The sequence below is a fragment of the Acinetobacter terrae genome, from assembly GCF_002135195.1.
Taxonomy (GTDB): Bacteria; Pseudomonadota; Gammaproteobacteria; order Pseudomonadales; family Moraxellaceae; genus Acinetobacter; species Acinetobacter terrae.
Map to the genome: position 1 here is coordinate 56,687 of NZ_NEGF01000012.1, position 18,398 is coordinate 75,084.

General features: G+C 39.1%; 15 protein-coding genes. 3 read left to right on the plus strand and 12 right to left on the minus strand.

Annotation, left to right across the window (positions count from 1 at the left end):
- On the minus strand, window positions 1-1,017 hold the full coding sequence (locus B9T23_RS12825) for an aspartate carbamoyltransferase catalytic subunit (protein ID WP_086194378.1): 1,017 nt from the start codon (window positions 1,015-1,017) through the stop codon (window positions 1-3).
- 232 nt (window positions 1,018-1,249) lie between these two features.
- Window positions 1,250-1,594 (minus strand): hypothetical protein, encoded by a 345-nt coding sequence (locus B9T23_RS12830; RefSeq protein ID WP_086194379.1) that lies wholly within the window; start codon window positions 1,592-1,594, stop codon window positions 1,250-1,252.
- 231 nt (window positions 1,595-1,825) lie between these two features.
- Between B9T23_RS12830 and rlmKL the strand changes: the two genes are divergently transcribed.
- Window positions 1,826-4,030: a bifunctional 23S rRNA (guanine(2069)-N(7))-methyltransferase RlmK/23S rRNA (guanine(2445)-N(2))-methyltransferase RlmL gene (rlmKL, locus tag B9T23_RS12835; RefSeq protein ID WP_086194380.1), complete on the plus strand. Its 2,205-nt coding sequence runs from the start codon at window positions 1,826-1,828 to the stop codon at window positions 4,028-4,030.
- 41 nt (window positions 4,031-4,071) lie between these two features.
- Here rlmKL and B9T23_RS12840 read toward each other — a convergent pair whose 3' ends face one another.
- The 7 genes from B9T23_RS12840 to B9T23_RS12870 form a co-directional block, all read right to left on the minus strand.
- Window positions 4,072-4,518, minus strand: coding sequence for a hypothetical protein (locus B9T23_RS12840; protein ID WP_086194381.1), 447 nt, complete (start codon window positions 4,516-4,518; stop codon window positions 4,072-4,074).
- A 135-nt stretch (window positions 4,519-4,653) separates the two neighbouring features.
- Window positions 4,654-5,931, minus strand: a complete 1,278-nt coding sequence (locus B9T23_RS12845) for a DUF945 family protein (RefSeq protein ID WP_171263103.1) — start codon at window positions 5,929-5,931, stop codon at window positions 4,654-4,656.
- 124 nt (window positions 5,932-6,055) lie between these two features.
- Window positions 6,056-7,225: a GNAT family N-acetyltransferase gene (locus tag B9T23_RS12850; protein WP_086194383.1), complete on the minus strand. Its 1,170-nt coding sequence runs from the start codon at window positions 7,223-7,225 to the stop codon at window positions 6,056-6,058.
- Window positions 7,226-7,245: 20 nt separating this feature from the next.
- On the minus strand, window positions 7,246-8,790 hold the full coding sequence (locus B9T23_RS12855) for a GH3 family domain-containing protein (RefSeq protein ID WP_067723289.1): 1,545 nt from the start codon (window positions 8,788-8,790) through the stop codon (window positions 7,246-7,248).
- 2 nt (window positions 8,791-8,792) lie between these two features.
- Window positions 8,793-9,620: a hypothetical protein gene (locus B9T23_RS12860; RefSeq protein WP_086194384.1), complete on the minus strand. Its 828-nt coding sequence runs from the start codon at window positions 9,618-9,620 to the stop codon at window positions 8,793-8,795.
- Window positions 9,621-9,838: 218 nt separating this feature from the next.
- Window positions 9,839-12,421, minus strand: a complete 2,583-nt coding sequence (clpB, locus tag B9T23_RS12865) for an ATP-dependent chaperone ClpB (protein ID WP_067723285.1) — start codon at window positions 12,419-12,421, stop codon at window positions 9,839-9,841.
- Between the two features lie 496 nt (window positions 12,422-12,917).
- Window positions 12,918-13,340 carry an OsmC family protein gene (locus B9T23_RS12870; protein WP_086194385.1) on the minus strand — a complete coding sequence of 141 codons (423 nt, stop codon included), beginning with the start codon at window positions 13,338-13,340 and terminating at the stop codon, window positions 12,918-12,920.
- Between the two features lie 146 nt (window positions 13,341-13,486).
- Here B9T23_RS12870 and crp point away from each other — a divergent pair, with 146 nt between their 5' ends.
- Both crp and B9T23_RS12880 read left to right on the plus strand, forming a co-directional pair.
- Window positions 13,487-14,194 (plus strand): cAMP-activated global transcriptional regulator CRP, encoded by a 708-nt coding sequence (crp, locus tag B9T23_RS12875; RefSeq protein WP_067723281.1) that lies wholly within the window; start codon window positions 13,487-13,489, stop codon window positions 14,192-14,194.
- A 194-nt stretch (window positions 14,195-14,388) separates the two neighbouring features.
- Window positions 14,389-15,438 (plus strand): NADP(H)-dependent aldo-keto reductase, encoded by a 1,050-nt coding sequence (locus B9T23_RS12880; protein WP_086194386.1) that lies wholly within the window; start codon window positions 14,389-14,391, stop codon window positions 15,436-15,438.
- A gap of 216 nt (window positions 15,439-15,654) precedes the next feature.
- On the opposite strand, the gene B9T23_RS12885 is transcribed toward B9T23_RS12880, so the two are convergent.
- The 3 genes from B9T23_RS12885 to B9T23_RS12895 form a co-directional block, all read right to left on the minus strand.
- On the minus strand, window positions 15,655-16,431 hold the full coding sequence (locus B9T23_RS12885; protein WP_067723277.1) for a M48 family metallopeptidase: 777 nt from the start codon (window positions 16,429-16,431) through the stop codon (window positions 15,655-15,657).
- A gap of 113 nt (window positions 16,432-16,544) precedes the next feature.
- Window positions 16,545-16,853, minus strand: a complete 309-nt coding sequence (locus B9T23_RS12890; RefSeq protein WP_086194387.1) for a hypothetical protein — start codon at window positions 16,851-16,853, stop codon at window positions 16,545-16,547.
- Window positions 16,854-17,046: 193 nt separating this feature from the next.
- The gene (locus tag B9T23_RS12895) at window positions 17,047-18,366 is read right to left on the minus strand and encodes an adenylosuccinate synthase (protein WP_067723273.1); all 1,320 of its coding nucleotides are present in this window, start codon (window positions 18,364-18,366) and stop codon (window positions 17,047-17,049) included.
- Window positions 18,367-18,398: the final 32 nt, after the last annotated feature.

An 18,398-nucleotide genomic window follows, 5' to 3' on the forward strand; every position in this document is an offset into this window, starting at 1 on the left:
CTATCCCGCAATTGCTTCAATTAAACCTTTTTCTTGCAACTGACCTTGCATAGACAGCGCCAGTACCGCCATACGCACAGCAATACCATTGGTCACCTGATGCAAGATAACCGCTTGCGGACCATCAGCAATACTGGAATCAATTTCTACTCCACGGTTCATTGGCCCCGGATGCATCACGATGCAGTCAGGTTTCGCCATCGCTAAACGTTCTTTGTTCAAACCGTACATTTTGTAGAATTCAGCTTGTGAAGCCAGCGCTGGAGAATCAATCCGTTCATTTTGAATACGTAAGGTAATAATCACGTCGCAATCTTTAATCCCTGCTTCCATGTTATTGAACAGACGAATATCTTCACCATATTCTTCAAAGCCATAAGGCAGCAAAGTATTGGGTGCAATCACACGAATGTCTTTACAGCCTAAAGTTTGCAATGCGGCTACATCTGAACGTGCCACACGTGAATGTTTAATATCACCAATAATGGCCACACTTAAAGCTTCGAATGGCTTTTTAGTTTCACGGCGGATGGTCAACATATCCAGCATTGCTTGAGTCGGATGCGCATGACGGCCATCACCTGCGTTAATAATCGCAACATGCGGGCAAACGGTTTGTGCAATAAAATGTGCCGCACCTGAAGTTGAATGACGAACCACGAAAATATCCGCTGCCATCGCTTCAAGATTCCACAAGGTATCTCGTAATGTTTCACCTTTTGATGTACTTGAGCGTGCAATATCGATATTCAGCACATTGGCTGATAAGCGTTTTGCCGCTGCTTCAAAAGTGGTACGCGTACGTGTCGAATTTTCAAAGAACAAATTCATGACCGTACGACCTTCTAATAAAGGCGTCGTTATCAGTTGATTTTGATCATTAAAAAAGGAATTGGCTGTATCAAGAATTTTGGTCAGGGTTTCTTTAGAAAGACCGTCAATGGTCAAGAAATGTTTGAGATTACCCTGTTGATTGAGTTGAATCTGGCTCGGAGTATGCAATGCCGCCAAGTGCATGAGAGATTCCCGTTCAGTTAAGTTGAACTATTATACAGATATTCCCATGTGGTTGGCAGTTGAAGTTTTCAGCATTCAGTGACTATTTACGTGTCATGTAAATTTATTAATTAAAAGTAAGTGATTAGTTTTACCAGTTGAGCTGTCCCGACACATTATTTACGAGGTTCAATTTATGGGTCATTTATTAAAATCAGGCTCTAAATCAAAGCAGTATTTAGAGCCTAAAAAATTAACGTAATGCACCAATATAGTGATGTGACACTTGAGCACGATAAATTTCTTCTTCGGTTACTTCTGTTTCATATGTTTCTGCTATTCCTTCCTTAACCTCAATTTGATTAGGTTCAACCTCAAACACGATTAAAGAACGTAAACGCTCCGCTTGTCGCTGCAACTCTGAATCATTCGCAGATAAAGCCAGATCAATCACATATTGGGCATAAGCTTGATTTTGCACCAGATACATCACATCGATCACTCGCCCTGTTACACGTCTTAATCGAGCATAAATCAATGTCGCGATAGAAAAAGATTCAGAATTGCTCACAAACCCAGTCTGCATTGTGTCTTTCATTCAATACCCTCTCATCAAATCAAAAATCTTAAAACAGCGGTTATCGTCAAAATCACATGACTGATAACCAATAAAGGCATTCAGTCAGCAAAATACATACCAGTTATGCAAGCTTAATAGATAAAAATCAGATATTTCCCTATCAAGCCTAGGCTTAGCCACAATTTAAAAACTTTTCAGGACTAAAATACGTTAAAATAGTAGATTGCTTAGCTGCTTTTGGAAATTTGCATGAATTCGAAACTACGTCTTTCTACATACTGGGTCACCTGTGCAGATGGGCTTGAAACCTTACTCCAAGAAGAATTGGAAGGTTTAGGTGTTCAAAACATTGAACGCTTTCCAGGACGTTTAGTTTTCCAAGGCACGCTAGAAAATGCATACCGTATTTGTATGTGGTCACGTTTAGCCTCTCGTGTACTGACGCCTATTCATACGCATGAATTAGAGTTCACTCATGATGCACGTGATGTGGCTGAAGAATTGTACGAAGGTGCAATGAACTTTGACTGGTCACTTGTTTTTGCAACACAAAGTACATTTGCCATTCGTTTGCACGTCGAACGCGACATTAAAGTAAATAGTCAATTCGCGACTTTACGTGTGAAAGATGGTGTAGTCGATTCCTTTATGGAAGCTGTAGGCAAACGCCCAAGCATCGACATTAAACAACCTGAAATTACCTTATATGTGCTTGCTGGTAAAACTCAGCATACGTATTGCCTGGATTTATCAGGTGATTCTTTACATAAACGTGGCTATCGTCATTTTATGACCGATGCCCCGATTAAAGAAAACCTTGCAGCCGCAATTCTGCAAAAAGCTAAATTAATCGAACGCAATCCTGACATTATTTTAGATCCAATGTGTGGTTCAGGGACATTCATCATTGAATCGCTGATGATGCTCACCGATCGTGCACCTGGCTTAGTCCGTCGTTTTGGTTTCAATGGCTGGAATGGTCATGACCATGATTTATGGATGTCGATTAAAGCTGAAGCAGCTGAACGCCATCAAGCAGGATTAGAAAAAAAACTCCCTCAGTTCTATGCTTATGATGCCGACTGGGAAGCTGTGAAAGCGACCAAGCAAAATATTATTGCAGCCGGTTTTGAATCAATACTTGATCAAATCAAGATTGAAGAACGTACTCTTGCAGATTGGCCTGATTTCCAAGCTGAAGGAAAAACTTCATTTATCGTCACCAACCCACCCTATGGTGAGCGTTTAGGTGAAAAAGCGTCAAACCGTGCATTGTACTTAGGCTTATCTGCTCTTTTACAAAAGAACTTCCCGAATCAATATGCTGCAGTAATTGCTGCACAAGTTGAACAAGCCGATGTACTTGCGTTCAACGATCCGCAAATTCTGCGTTTGATGAATGGTAAACTTCCTATTTATGTACGTTTCGGTACCATCAAACCAGTAGCTGTGAGCCAGCCATTCCTAGCGACTTGGCAACCGCAACAGTTTGAGCCGATTGAAGGTGCTGAGGACTTTACCAACCGTTTGCAAAAGAATATTCAAGCACTGAAAAAATGGGCGGTTAAAGAAAATATCTATTGCTTGCGTTTATACGATGCCGATTTACCTGATTTTAATGTCGCGGTGGATTTGTATAGTGACCGTCTGCATGTTCAAGAATATGCGCCCCCAAAAACCATTGATCCTGAAAAGGCAAAAAAACGCTTTAACCTTGCTTTGGCTTCTATTCGTGCCGTGACCGGTTTAGGTCGTGATGCAATCTTTATCAAGACGCGTGCCCGTCAGGAAGGTAAAACTCAGTACGAAAAACAAAGTACGGCTTCTAAACGCTTTATCGTGCAAGAAGGCAAAGCTAAAATTTTAGTCAATTTAACTGACTATCTCGATACTGGTTTGTTCCTTGATCATCGTCAAATGCGTTTACGCATTGCGGCTGAAGCCAAAGGCAAGCACTTCTTGAACTTGTACAGCTATACCTCTACTGCAAGTTTACATGCAGCTTTAGGTGGTGCAGCAAGTACAACAAGTGTCGATTTATCCAATACCTATTTAAATTGGTCTAAAGAAAACTTTGTACTTAATGGTTTGACGGTTGATCATGCTGATGAACAGCATCAATTCTTCTCGAGTGACTGTTTTGAATGGTTAAAAGAAGGTCATGAACAATATGATCTTATCTTCATTGATCCACCAACATTCTCAAACTCGAAGAAATTCTACGGTACTTTTGACGTACAACGTGACCACAATTCATTGCTTAAACGTGCCATGAACCGTTTAACCACAGAAGGTACCTTGTACTTCTCGAATAACTATCGTGGTTTCGAAATGGATGAAGAAGTTCAAGCCATGTTCGATGTGCAAGAAATTACCAGTGAAACCATTGGCCCAGATTTCAAACGCAATACCAGAATCCATAAAGCATGGAAAATTAAACATCATCCAATCTAATGATGCTTTGCTTTAAATAATACAAATTGAGATGAAACGATTTATCGTTTCATCTCAATGCTAATGCCATCGTAATAATTCATTCGCAAATTATCTGATTGATTCACTGTGTCAAATAAGCGCATGGTTGAATCAGTACTGGCTTGCCTTTCATTCAACATCAATTGTTCAGCCGCCTTTTTCTTCTGCATCTGATAATCGGATAATGCCATTTCGTCAATATTCTGCTTTTGAATCCCCTGATTGTTCTGATCACTTAACGCTTTACTTTCTTTTTTCTGCTGCTCAATAGGTTGCGTCATACTATTTTGAGCACGCTGAATACTCTCAGCATCAAGATGTTTGGAATCACTCGTTTGTTCTGACAATTTTTGATCTGTTAGAGGAACTTCTGCATAACACCATGGACTCATTATTAGCAGCATATTGATTGCAACTAATTTTTTTCGAGACTGTCGATAAAAGCTTTTTTTATTATTCATCTTCATGATGGAATTTCCTTTTTATTATTTATAATGAACGCTAACAATTTTTATATACAACAACAATGTGCTTTCGTTACTTCCCGATATTATGCAATTAAAAAAGACTGCACATCTGGCAGCCTTTTTTAAGCTCAGCTCTTAATTTAAAAATTTCTTTTCACCATATTTATATTCGATTCCTACCTTTAACACATCACCATCTCGTTTGGCTTGCATTGCTTGCTGCATACCATTAAGCATTTGTTCAAGTTCTTGATCAGACAGTGTTTTACCGCCTTGCTGTAAATAATTACTCATCAGGGTTTTCATGATTTGTTTATCATATTTAACATTCGCCTGATACTCGACTAAACTGGGTGCCATTTTAACCAAGCTAGCAAATGAAGATTGATGACCGGGCATTACCTTGCCACTCAAGCTTGCTTTAGCATACCCTTCACCCAAATTAATCTGATTATTTTGCGATTCAAAAGTAAAACCTTCATTCACAATGGATAAAAGACTATTAGCCAATTCTTGAGACAACTCTTCTTTAGCTACACAGACTTCACTATTTTTTTCCAGCAAATCAAAGAAATCCTGCACTTTTTGCTTATTCAGTGCTTTGAGATTAAAGTTCATTTTCAACTTTTGAAAAGTCGGGATTTTATGCATGACCACTTCTTTAATATTCAGTTGAGTATCAAAATTTACTGTTTGTTTATCAATACCCGTATTCATAACCAAAACAAAATCTTTAAATTCACCACTGCCAAATTGCTGTACATCTCGATCGGTACGTTTAATCGAAGCAATATTCAATTGGGTTTTCCCTTCATCAAAGCTAGAATTTAAGCCTTGAGTGGTTTCAAACTCTACTTCTTGCACCTGTACATGACCCAATTTATCGTTAACGGTCATATTGGGTATTTGAAGTTTCGCATTGAGTATTTCTAATTGATTCCCTTTTGATTTTGCATCCATTTTAAACGTCATTGAATCAATTCGGGTTTGTATATCCGCATCATTTTTCTCAAAAACTGGTGTCGTCAATGAGGAATGCACCACACCCAACCAGTCAATCTTGGTCTGGGCAGTTAAAGGCTGTTTGAGTATTTTTTGAAAAAATTTATTGCCTTGCTGTAAATTAATTTTAGATTCAATCTGATAACCATTCCAATTGCGTTTAATTTCATCCGTTCCTGTGAGCATCAAAACATCTTTAGGTTTACACGGATCAAATGACAATTGAGCGGTCCAGTCTGCAGAACCCTGCATTGCTCCCATATTAAAATTTTTATATTGAATCGAAACCAAATTGGTTTTTTGATTTTGCTGATAATATGAATTTAAACTTTTATCTGCATACAAATTTCCCCCAATAGCAGCCGTTGCCAATACAACAAAACCACCCAAACCCCATATTATTTTTGACATCCCATGTCTCATTTCTTGCTTATTTTGCAACCAAGTATAAGTTAAAAATGAAAATTAATATAATTTTTTCAAACAACTGTCTACTCCCAATCACATTGCATGATTGGGTCATACCAAATACCAATTAAATACGTCCCACTTCAAAATAACTAATTTTATTACGATCAAAGGTGGTATAGGGATTACCTTTAAAACTATGGAAATAATGCTTGGCTTGAATCACATGAGACGTAGTATTGCTCATCCAATGAATACGCGGATCATTATTTGCCAAGGTAATACAAAAGGCTTGTTTACGACACAATTTAGTCTGTTGCTGAGCATGGAAAATCAGACTGGCAAAAACCTCTTGTTGCTCGGGATGACATAAAGCACTATGAATCATCAAATATTCAAAGGCATCATTTTTTTTCGGTAACGACAAAACACCTCGAATGCCAGCATAGAGATTATAAAAAGGCTTAATGACTTTTAAGGGCAAAGAGTAATCGACAACACGGGTTTGTTTAAAAGATTTTTGATTCCACAAACCATACAAACCGACAATTTGATTATTCTGGTCATACATGAGATAAAAATCATTGATATTCATGCCCAACCAAAAGGGATGATTGGATTCCGCCAAACCTGAAAAATCATAATTCGGTAAAAAATTATAATGCTGTTTCATCGTCAAGATAAATGTATTGGCTTCGCTTATATGGCTCGCATTCATTTGCTGAAAACGATATTGTTTAAATTGTGCTGGTTTTTTCGCTTGTGACACCGTAAAGGTACGAATATCGTCATAATGAAACGGTTTGGGAAAGCCTTTACGCTCATTGTGCAAAATATTGCATGCGACGGTGTTATCTTCTAAAACCACACTTTCAAAAATAGTATCCAATGGAATTTCGTCATAGACATAATCCATCAGTAGCCGCAGCACTTTATTGCCGCGGTGCATAGGATGCATGCGCAAATCAGCAACATAACGTAATAAATCTGCTTGACCATTGATAAAACAATAGCGCCAACCTAGATTCATCATACCCACTACTTGTGCCGGATTTTCTTCCAGCACCACCAACTTGATATCTGGACGATTATACTGGGCATGACTGGCACTGAGATAACTTGGATAACGCTCAAAAGCCCAAGTCATACCATTGCTTGGCATGGTTTCCGCAATCAATTGCACCAGTTGCTCGTCATCTGCTGCAGTGGCGGACCGCACCAGAAAATTCGGTTCATTTTTCGAGCGATAAATTTGGTTATCATTGTCATCTTGTGCATACAATACGTTTAAGCTCATATAGTTTTACTCAAATATACTTAAATTATTTTTGTTTTCATTTTTTTCAAAGGTTCAGGTTTAATATTCCCTTCGATCATTCCATTATGCATTGCTAAGGTTTTATAGTAATGCCAAGCATCATCTACATGTTTCACCTCAGGTTCATCTAACTGACCTAAATTTCGTGCCAATTCATAATGAAAATTTTCTTTTAACAATTCATCTAATTCTGCTGCTGAAGGTTGCTTCGATAAATCACCTTCACTTAATAAAATATAGTGAGGCTTTTTAATCTCACAAAACTCAATCCCTAACAAACTTACCGGAACATAATCCTCATGCTGGAATGTCGCTAATACTTTTTGTGCGGTTATTTGATCAATTTTTTCCCCCACCAAATCGACCGTCATTTTTCTCCCTAAAAACAAAAAGCATGGGACTTTCTCATAAAAACCAGTCACTTCAAGTTCATCATCAATCACATACCTAATCAATCCAGAACCTGTAGTAATAACAGGACTCACAATATCACCTGCTTTAAGCCCCCATGAAGGTACGGTTTGACCACTTTCTAAATTCAAAAATTCGTAAAAGTGTGACTGATAACTGAGCGGATAACGATTATTGAAAGGAATCGTGACTACGCCTTCCGTTGCCCATAAGCCTTTTCCCTCAAAAGCAACATTCGCTACACGATCTTGTAAATTTTTGGCCCAGCGTTCAGCACTTGCTGTATCCCAACTGGAAATCAATGTCAATTTAGACCAAAGGTTTTTCCATGCAGTTGGGTCTTTTAAATCTAAACGTTGTAATTTATAACTTTGCTCTGAAGATTGTGGTGCTTTTAAATAATCCAGACTGTGACGTTTCCACTGCCCCGTTCTCAGCACTTTCACAATTTCATTTTGATTCTGTTCAATCACGTCCAATAATTGCAGTGCAAAAGTCGGACTCCACACTGAAATCATGCCTAGATTTTTATCTGCAACCAAAAACACGGCTGTCGCAAACATCGCATCTTCTGCTGATTCAGCCAGGGCAATATCGGGTGGGACAGATTGAGTAATTTTACTTAAAACACGTTTTGAAACATTCAGTAATGCACTGTCATCATTGAGATTACTGTTTTCTAAAAGTTTACGTTGGCTTTCCGGCAACCATGACACCGACCAATAATGGGTTGAATTTTTTAATTGTGGATGTTCACGATATAAATTAGTCAGCCATAAACCAATAGCTTCATCTAACTCATTTAAAAAACTTGGCGTATAGGGAATAAATTTCAGTGCTTCACTTGAACCACTGGTGGGTTGAAAGCGAATAATTTTCCCTGATCCTAAACAGTTTTTGCCACTTTGGCGAGACTGTTCAATTTTTTCTTTCCAATGGCTATAATGGGTGAGTGGATATTTTTCTACAAACTGTTCATAACTCAGACTTTGCGAAGTATGCTGCTTTAAGAACAGATCCAACTTTTGACGTTGCACCCCTTCTAAATCATTCGCTTGCTGCCGATAACGTTGAAATGCTTTTCGGCAGGCGAATTCCAGTATTTGATGTGAAGCTGACAGCAGCAATCCCATAGTTACGCCACCTTAGAATCAGAATCCGAAGCAATATGTAATGGACGCTTTTGTTGCATTTGGCTTTCCACTTTACCAACACTCATATTTTTGGTCATAAAGCGGCTAATAAAGCGATATAAATCACTCCAACGTAATTCACCGATACATGGCAATTCTGTCCCTTCTACCCATGTCGGATTTTTATCTTCAAAGAATGCAATCTTGGTGTTTTTCTCGCGCAATTCTTTGGTAATCGGTGCGACATCTGCTTTTAAAGGCTGATAATCTTCACCGAAATTCAGTAGGCCAGAGGATTTATCATAATATTCAGCAAAATATTGTCGGCAATAGGAATCGACATAATCTTGTAAATGCGAATTTTTTTCACCATAGTGCGGATAATAACTATAGTAATTATTTGCCAGCAACAAATAGGTTTTAAAGCCTTTAGAAATCAGGATCCAGTATACGGGCGTCAGTGGATAACGCATTTTAAAGCTGACAATATAACGGTACATGGCACGCGTTAAAGCCCGATTCCCCCAATAAGCTTGCTCAATAATCGTGTCACCGCTAAAAAAGGCATGGCGAGCTTTACCATTGACCACGAAGCCACGCTCCATCACCGTGGAGAAGCCGACGATTTGTTTGTTTTTAGGTTCGATAATAAAGAAAACACCAGTTTTTTCTAAAAAATCACGTTCAAAAATTTCATAACGGGTATTGGCATAATATTTTTGGTAAATATCATACATACGCTTGATTTCTTGTATTGTCACATTACCGGTATGTTTATACTGACTATACGGCTCCTTTCTCAATTGCCGTAAAAGCTTAAATTCCATCATAGTTTTTATCCCTTTCGCTTGCTATCCAGCGAGCATTTTTTTGTTTTTTTATAAAGCCTTGATCTACACATCCAAGTTGTAGATTCAGATGCAATAGTAGAACTATGAATTGATAAATTGCAATTAGCTTTACGTATCTAAACCATAAATACGACAAACGTACAAATTAAAAACCCAGCCGAGGCTGGGTTTTTTTATCTTTTAATTTAATCAAGTGATTAATTTAATTTCATTTTTTCAAACTCAAGATGACCATTTTCAGCTTTAATCAAAATCGTATCACCTGGTAGAAAATCCCCGCTCAAGATTTTTTGAGCCAATGAATTTTCAACTTGCTGTTGAATTGCACGTTTCAATGGTCGCGCACCGTACACAGGGTCAAAACCAGCATCAATCAATTGATCAAAGGCAGTATCATCCACAGAAAGACGCATGTCTTTTTCACTTAAACGTGAACGTAAACGATTCAACTGAATATCTGCAATACCACGAATTTGTGCTTTTTTCAGTGAATGGAACACCACCAACTCATCAATACGGTTAATGAATTCTGGACGGAAGTGTTGAGAAACAGCACTCATCACCACTGCACGGACTTCATCATCGGTTGCATTGTCACCTAATTCGCGTACATCTTGTGAACCCAAGTTAGAGGTCATGACTATAACGGTGTTTTTAAAATCGACCACACGCCCTTGAGAGTCAGTTAAACGTCCATCATCAAGAACTTGCAGCAAGATGTTAAACACATCTGGATGTGCCTTTTCCACTTCATCAAACAACACCACACTATAAGGTTTACGACGCACAGCTTCGGTTAATACGCCGCCTTCTTCATAACCCACATATCCTGGAGGTGCACCTACCAAACGACTGACAGAATGTTTCTCCATGAATTCACTCATGTCGATACGAACCATGGCATCGTCACTGTCGAACAAGAAGTTTGCCAAGGCTTTAGTCAATTCAGTTTTACCCACACCTGTTGGACCTAAGAACAAGAATGAACCACTTGGACGATTCGGATCAGATAAGCCTGCGCGTGAACGACGTACTGCATTGGATACGGCAACCACCGCTTCATCTTGTCCAACTACACGGTTATGTAAGAAATCTTCCATATGCAGCAGTTTTTCACGTTCGCCTTGCAGCATTTTCGCCACAGGAATACCGGTTGCCGCACTGACCACTTCCGCAATTTCATTCTCAGTCACTTTGGTACGGATGAGTTTTGGCTCTTCATTGCTTTCTTCAGCAACTTCTTCAGTTTCCAGTCGTTTTTGTAATTCAGGAATCACCCCATATTGCAAACGGCTGGCTTCTGCCAAGTCCCCTTCACGTTGTGCTTTTTCAAAAGCAGTACGCGCTTTATCCAATTCCACTTGTGCCTGACTTGTACCTTCAACCAATCTTTTCTCAGCGATCCATTGTTCTTCCAAATCGCTATATTCACGCTGCACTTCTTCGATTTGTTTTTCCAAGTGCGTCACTTCAGCTTTACTGACTGAATCGGCATCTTGTTTCACTGCTTCCAGTTGCATTTTCAACTGGATGAGACGACGGTCTAAACGGTCAAGTGGCTCAGGTTTTGAGTCAATTTCCATTTTGATACGAGAAGCAGCTTCATCAATCAAATCAATGGCTTTATCCGGTAATTGACGATCGGTAATATAACGATGCGACATTTTGGCAGCAGCAATAATGGCCGAATCTAAAATCTGTACACCATGATGCGTCGCATATTTCTCTTTCAAACCACGAAGAATCGCAATGGTATCTTCAACACTCGGTTCATCCACCAAGACTTTTTGGAAACGGCGTTCCAAGGCAGCATCTTTTTCGATGAATTGACGATATTCATCTAGAGTTGTTGCACCTACGCAATGCAGTTCACCACGTGCCAATGCAGGTTTCAGCATATTGCCTGCGTCCATGGCACCCTCACCCTTACCGGCACCGACAAGGGTATGCAATTCATCAATAAAGAGAATGATTTCGCCTTCATGTTTGGCCAGATCTTTAAGCACTGCTTTTAAGCGCTCTTCAAATTCGCCACGATATTTTGCACCTGCCAGCAATGAACCCAAGTCTAAAGATAAAACGCGTTTACTTTTTAGGCCTTCTGGCACTTCTCCATTGACAATCCGTTGTGCCAAACCTTCTACAATCGCAGTTTTACCTACCCCTGGTTCACCAATCAGTACTGGATTATTTTTGGTACGACGTGACAGAACTTGAATGGTGCGACGAATTTCTTCATCACGCCCAATCACGGGATCCAGTTTGCCTGACATGGCACGTTCTGTTAAATCAATGGTGTATTTATTGAGTGAATCACGTTGATCTTCATGGGTATTACTCATGACTTTTTCACCACCTCGAATATTTTCAATTGCTTTGCGTAAGCCTGCAGATGTCACGCCTACATTATTCAGTAAAGTTTTGGTTGCACCGGTTTCCGCTAAAGCGAGCAATACCCAATCGGTGGATAAAAATTCATCCCCGGCTTTTTGTGCATAGCTGTCTGCCAAATTTAAAGCACGTACCGCTTCAGGATTAAGATTAATATCTCCAGTGGGATTGGCAATGGTCGCTGCATCATTCAATGCTTGTTGTAGCTTAGTCTGAAGATCTCGTAGATTTGCCCCGGCTTGTTGTAACAAGCTGATGTTGGCAGGCTCCTGCAAGAGCACCGATAAAATGTGAATACCTTCGATAGAGGTATTGTCTTTACCCATTGCTAAAGATTGAGCATCTGATAAAGCTTGCTGCAAGCGATTTGTAAATTTTTCAAAACGCATTCTTATTTTCCTCACAACAAATTTTGTATTTGGATAATAGATGGGAATGCTTTGATATTTTTCAACACATTTTTTAAAAAAAATATTTTAAATTTCAAAGACTAAAGAAACGAAAATAAAACATAAAGCTTAATTCTAATATGGGTATGTCTTTGGCTTTTTTCAAGCTAAATTTAGTATCTTGTGTATAAAATACTATTCAAAATATATTTCATAATGATGTTTGGTTAACATAATGGATTATTCAGCATATGTGGCTGTGAAATTTTAAAACTATATATATTTGCTTTTAGTTTATATACGAATTTGATTTGATTGATCAAAGTTTTGATTTTAGTTTAAGTTGGGAAATTGAATTTGAATAAAGCAGGAAGTGATGAAATCGGTTTTTAAAATTTTGCATTAAGATTGTACTGATTATATTTTATAGAATCATTTTAAGTTTTATTGTTCATGAAAAATGGCAATTCCAAGTGAATTGCCATTAATTTTTTTATTACACAGCTTCAATAATTTCAAAATCGTGGGTAATTTCAACACCACCATCGGATAACATTTTGCTTGCTGAACAGTATTTTTCAGCAGAAAGTTCAACAGCTTTAGCCACCTGTTTTTCTTTCACAGCTTTACCCGTCACCACAAAGTGTAAATGAATTTTGGTAAACACCGCAGGAATCGTATCAGCACGATCCGCTTTTAACTGACATGTTACACCAGTCACATCTTGGCGTGATTTCTTTAAAATAGTCACAATATCAAAGGAAGCACAGCCACCAAGTCCCATTAATATCAGCTCCATGGGACGTGGACCACGGTTTTCACCACCATAGGCCTCAGCACCATCCATGACAATGTGGTGACCACTTTCTGATTTTGCTTCAAAAGCAACATTCTCTAGCCAATGTACGCTTGTTTGCATTGCAACTACCTGAAAAAAGCTATAAATTTACGAAGTACCTGTACACTAACATAAATTGAGTTGATAAGGAATTTCATCTCTTCTATGTGACAAGTTCATTTTAGGTCTGTGCGATCTATTACTTATCCATATTCGGAACCGTTAGCATGACTGCAAGCTTTTCACAACTTAGCACCGATGCACTTTCTCCTGGTCAATTACCAGAGTCAGTCAAAGCATTATTAAAACGTGCATATATTAATCGCTATCCAAAACGCACTGCAATTATCGACGCAGGCACTGAATCAAAATCACTTTATTTAATTTTAAAAGGTTCAGTATCCATTATTTTACGTGAAGATGATGACCGTGAAATTGTGGTTGCGTATTTGAATGCGGGAGATTTTTTTGGGGAAATGGGTCTCTTTGAAGCAAATCCACAACGTACTGCGGAAGTCCGTACACGTGATGTCTGTGAAATTGCTGAAATTACCTATGATAACTTCCACGAGTTAAGCAAGCAGTATCCAGATCTTAGCTATGCTGTATTTGCTCAACTTGTTCGTCGCTTAAAAAATACAACACGTAAAGTGACTGATCTGGCTTTTATTGATGTATCTGGTCGTATTGCGCGTTGCTTAATCGACCTTTCTTCTCAACCAGAAGCCATGATTTTACCAAATGGCCGACAAATCCGTATCACGCGTCAAGAAATTGGCCGTATCGTCGGTTGTTCTCGTGAAATGGTGGGTCGCGTTTTAAAAACGCTTGAAGAACAAGGCATGATCGAAACTGATGGTAAAGCCATTCTTATTTTTGATGTTTCAACTGAAGATGCAAATGCAGCTGTAGATGAGATTGCAGACGCAGAATAAGTTTTTATTCTTTAGCACTCATGATAAAAGCAAATCTTAGGGTTTGCTTTTTTTATGCATAATTTTTTACTCACCTCCTTTTGTAAATTTTATGACAACTTTAAAACTATTCATGATTTCATCTTGAGAAAAAAATCGGTTAGCCTTATGGGCTATTTAAAAATTTCATGATAAAAATTCAAGGACTAAGCGCTATGCAACTCAAACCTTTAGCCAATACAGGAATTCTGGTGCCTGAAATTTGTTTAGGCACCATGACTTTTGGTGAACAAAATACGCAAGCAGAGGCTTTTCAACAACTTGAATATGCTTTAGATCAAGGTCTGTTTTTTTGGGACACGGCGGAAATGTATCCTGTGCCGCCAAAGCCTGAAACTCAAGGCGCAACCGAAACCATCCTGGGCAATTGGATTGCAAAGCGCGGCAATCGAGATCAGCTTTTTATTGCATCAAAAATAGCAGGTCCCTCACAAGGCGGCAGCCACATCCGTGACGGGCAAACTCGCTTCACATCTGTAGAGATCAGCTCAGCCATAGATGGCTCCTTAAAACGCTTACAAAGCGATTATATCGACTTATATCAACTGCATTGGCCACAACGTCCAACCAATTTCTTTGGCAAGCTCGGTTATGGCAATACTGAAGCCCATCAAAATGCAGAAATCACCGCTTTAGAAGAAACCTTGAGCGCTTTAAGTGATGAAATTAAAAAAGGGCGTATTCGTTATATTGGCCTTTCCAATGAAACCCCTTGGGGAACCTTAAAGTTTTTGCATTTGGCTGAAAAATTAGGCTTGGAAAAATTTGTTAGTGTGCAAAATCCATATAGCCTATTAAACCGTACCTATGAAATTGGCATGTCAGAAATTGCCCATTATGAAAATGTGGGACTACTTGCCTATTCACCTTTAGCTTTCGGTTATTTGACTGGAAAATTCCGTCATGGTGTGCGCCCCGAAAATGCACGTGTCACCCTATTTTCGCGTTTTAGCCGCTATAGCAATCCAGAGAGTGAATGGGCAACCGAACAATATGCTCAACTTGCTGAACGACATGGTTTAACCCTGACACAATTGTCCTTGGCATTTATTAAACAGCAGTTCTTTGTGACCAGTACCATTATTGGTGCAACCAATCTGGATCAACTCAAAGAAAATATCCAAGCGTTCGAAATTGACTTATCGGCAGAAGTTTTACAAGGTATTGAGGATATTCACCGTCAACAGCCGAATCCTGCGCCCTAATTTCATCTTAAGCACCGCTTAAAATAGAATTAGAAAATTGAATTAAAACAATTTTCTAAAGTTAGGAATAGAAAGCTCTACTTTATATTGCATGAAATTTTCTAAATAATTTACCCTCCCCCCTTGCGCAGCAGTGCTGCTCATCCCACAGGGGGAGGGAATAAAAGCAAAAAAGGATGCTAAAAAGCATCCTTTTTTTTATGACCTAACTACCCATTAGCGTTTGTTATAAATCGCTTGAGCTGCTGGCAAGTTTTTACGCATTGCTTCAATACGTTGGCTATTTGAAGGGTGAGTAGACAAGAATGATGCACCTCCTGCACCTTCCAGTTTATTCATTTTTTCCCAAAGAGTAATGGCAGCTTGTGGATTATAACCCGCACGCGCCATCAGCATTAAACCACCTTGGTCGGCACGATTTTCTAAACTACGTGAAAAAGGTAAACCTACGCCCACTTGCGCACCCAACTGCGCCGCAGCAGTACCCAACTGACCCACATTACTTCCAGCAGCGCTTAGACCAATGTTTAAAGCCAAGTCAGTTAATGCTTGTTGACCAATTTTATTTTTAGAGTGTTCCTCTAAAGCATGCACCATTTCATGACCCATTACTGCCGCAATTTCTGCATCTGTAAGATTCAATTTATTCACGATACCTGTATAGAACACCACTTTACCACCAGGTGCCACATAGGCATTAATCTGATCTGATTTTAGCACAGCCAGTTTCCAGTCAAACTTTTGGCCTGTTTGATTGATTTGATCGCCATAAGGTTTTAAACGCATAAATACAGAATTAATGCGTTTATAAGTCGTTGAAGATGTATCTAAAGTTTTATTTGCACTCGCTTCCTGAACTGTTTTATTAAAGCCTTGTGCTGCTGTTACATTTAATGTCGATGAATCTGCCCCTGCCATTTCTGCTACAGTGGTACAACCTGAAATAGTGATCACACTAGCCGCACACAAACTTAAAACGAGTTTGCTATTCATTATAATAATCTCCACCTTGAAAACAGATATCAGTTTTAAACTGATTATATGGAATAGTGGATAAGCTTTAAATTATTATTCCCTCCATATTCATATTATTTATGTAACTGTGCTTATCTAAGAAACTGAAAACTAAGCCAATAAATAAGGCATAAAACATTCAAAACCAAATACACTTGGCACATCGGTTTAATTTTCTGTTCAAGCTGCTCATTTTTTCTTTTAAAAAATAAAATAGCATTTTGAATCAGAATTAATGGAACTAGAATGCAGGCAATAATTACACTTAAACCGATAAATGCCGTATAAATAATATTGGGATCTTGCGTTTGTGCCTGAATAATTAGCATCGCAATGGTGGGCGCTCCACCCATGGCAAATAATAAGGAATAAAAAATCGTTCCTGAAATATTTTTATGCATCCCGCACAACCTTTCATTTATCTTATGTTTGGTATTCTAACAAGTGCCAGTTATTTAAACAGTATTCTCTGATGCAACTTTAGTCTGGGCAAAATTTTCTCCCAATATATTCTCTCAGTACATTTTCAAAATAAGAATATAAAAAAAGCCCCGCAAATAGCGAGGCCTTTTATCATCGTTGTATCAGCTTAAATTAAGCATCAAACGGATGACGTAAAACAATGGTTTCTTCACGGTCTGGACCAGTCGAAATGATATCGATTGGGCATTCGATCAATTGCTCAAGACGTTTAACATAGTTAATCGCAGCTTGTGGTAATTGTTCTAATGTTTTAGCACCGAAAGTAGACTCAGACCAACCTGGCATAGTTTCGTAGATTGGTTTTAAAGATTCGAATGCAATCGCATCAGAAGAACCGACACAACCAGAATCTGCAGCTTCATAACCTACACAGATTTTCACTTCTTCTAAACCGTCAAGAACGTCAAGTTTAGTTAAGCAAATACCTGAAAGTGAGTTTACATCTACTGAGCGGCGAAGAATTTCAGCATCGAACCAACCACAACGGCGTTGACGACCAGTAGACGCACCAAATTCAGAACCTACAGTTCCGAGGTGTTTACCGATTGCATCACCAACATCGTTCGCAGCATCGTAAACAAGTTCAGTTGGGAACGGACCAGCACCTACACGTGTTGTGTATGCTTTGGTAATACCCAATACATAGTCAAGGTGCAAAGGACCAAGACCAGAACCTGAGCTTACGCCACCAGCAGTGGTGTTTGAAGACGTTACATACGGATATGTACCGTGATCAACATCAAGAAGTGAACCTTGTGCGCCTTCAAACATGATTTTTTTGCCCGCTTTACGGTAATCATGTAATTCTTTGGTTACGTCCATAACTAATGGAGCAACTACTTCACGCCATTGGTCGCAAAGCGCGATCACGTCTTCCAAGTTAACCGCTTCTACGCCGTAGAATTGAGTCAATTGGAAGTTATGGTATTCAAGAAGCTCTTCAAGTTGAGCTTTAAGATGATCACCACCACGTACAAGGTCAGCAACACGTACTGCACGACGCGCAACTTTATCTTCATACGCTGGACCGATACCACGACCCGTAGTACCAATTTTCGCGTTACCACGTTTTTTCTCACGTGCTTGGTCAAGCGCGATGTGGTTCGGAAGAATTAAAGGACAGTTTGGAGAAATACGTAAACGCTCTTTAACTGGAACGCCTTCTTTCTCGAGGATGTCCATTTCTTCGATTAATGCAGCAGGTGAAAGTACAACACCATTACCAATTAAGCAAAGTACGTTATCACGTAAAATACCAGATGGAATGAGGTGTAATACAGTTTTCTTACCACCAACCACGAGTGTATGACCAGCGTTGTGTCCGCCTTGGTAACGAACTACCGCAGCCGCTTGATCTGTGAGCAGGTCAACGATTTTACCTTTACCTTCGTCGCCCCATTGGGTACCGAGTACCACAACATTTTTGCCCATAATAGCCTCATTGCATCATGCTGTTAAAATTG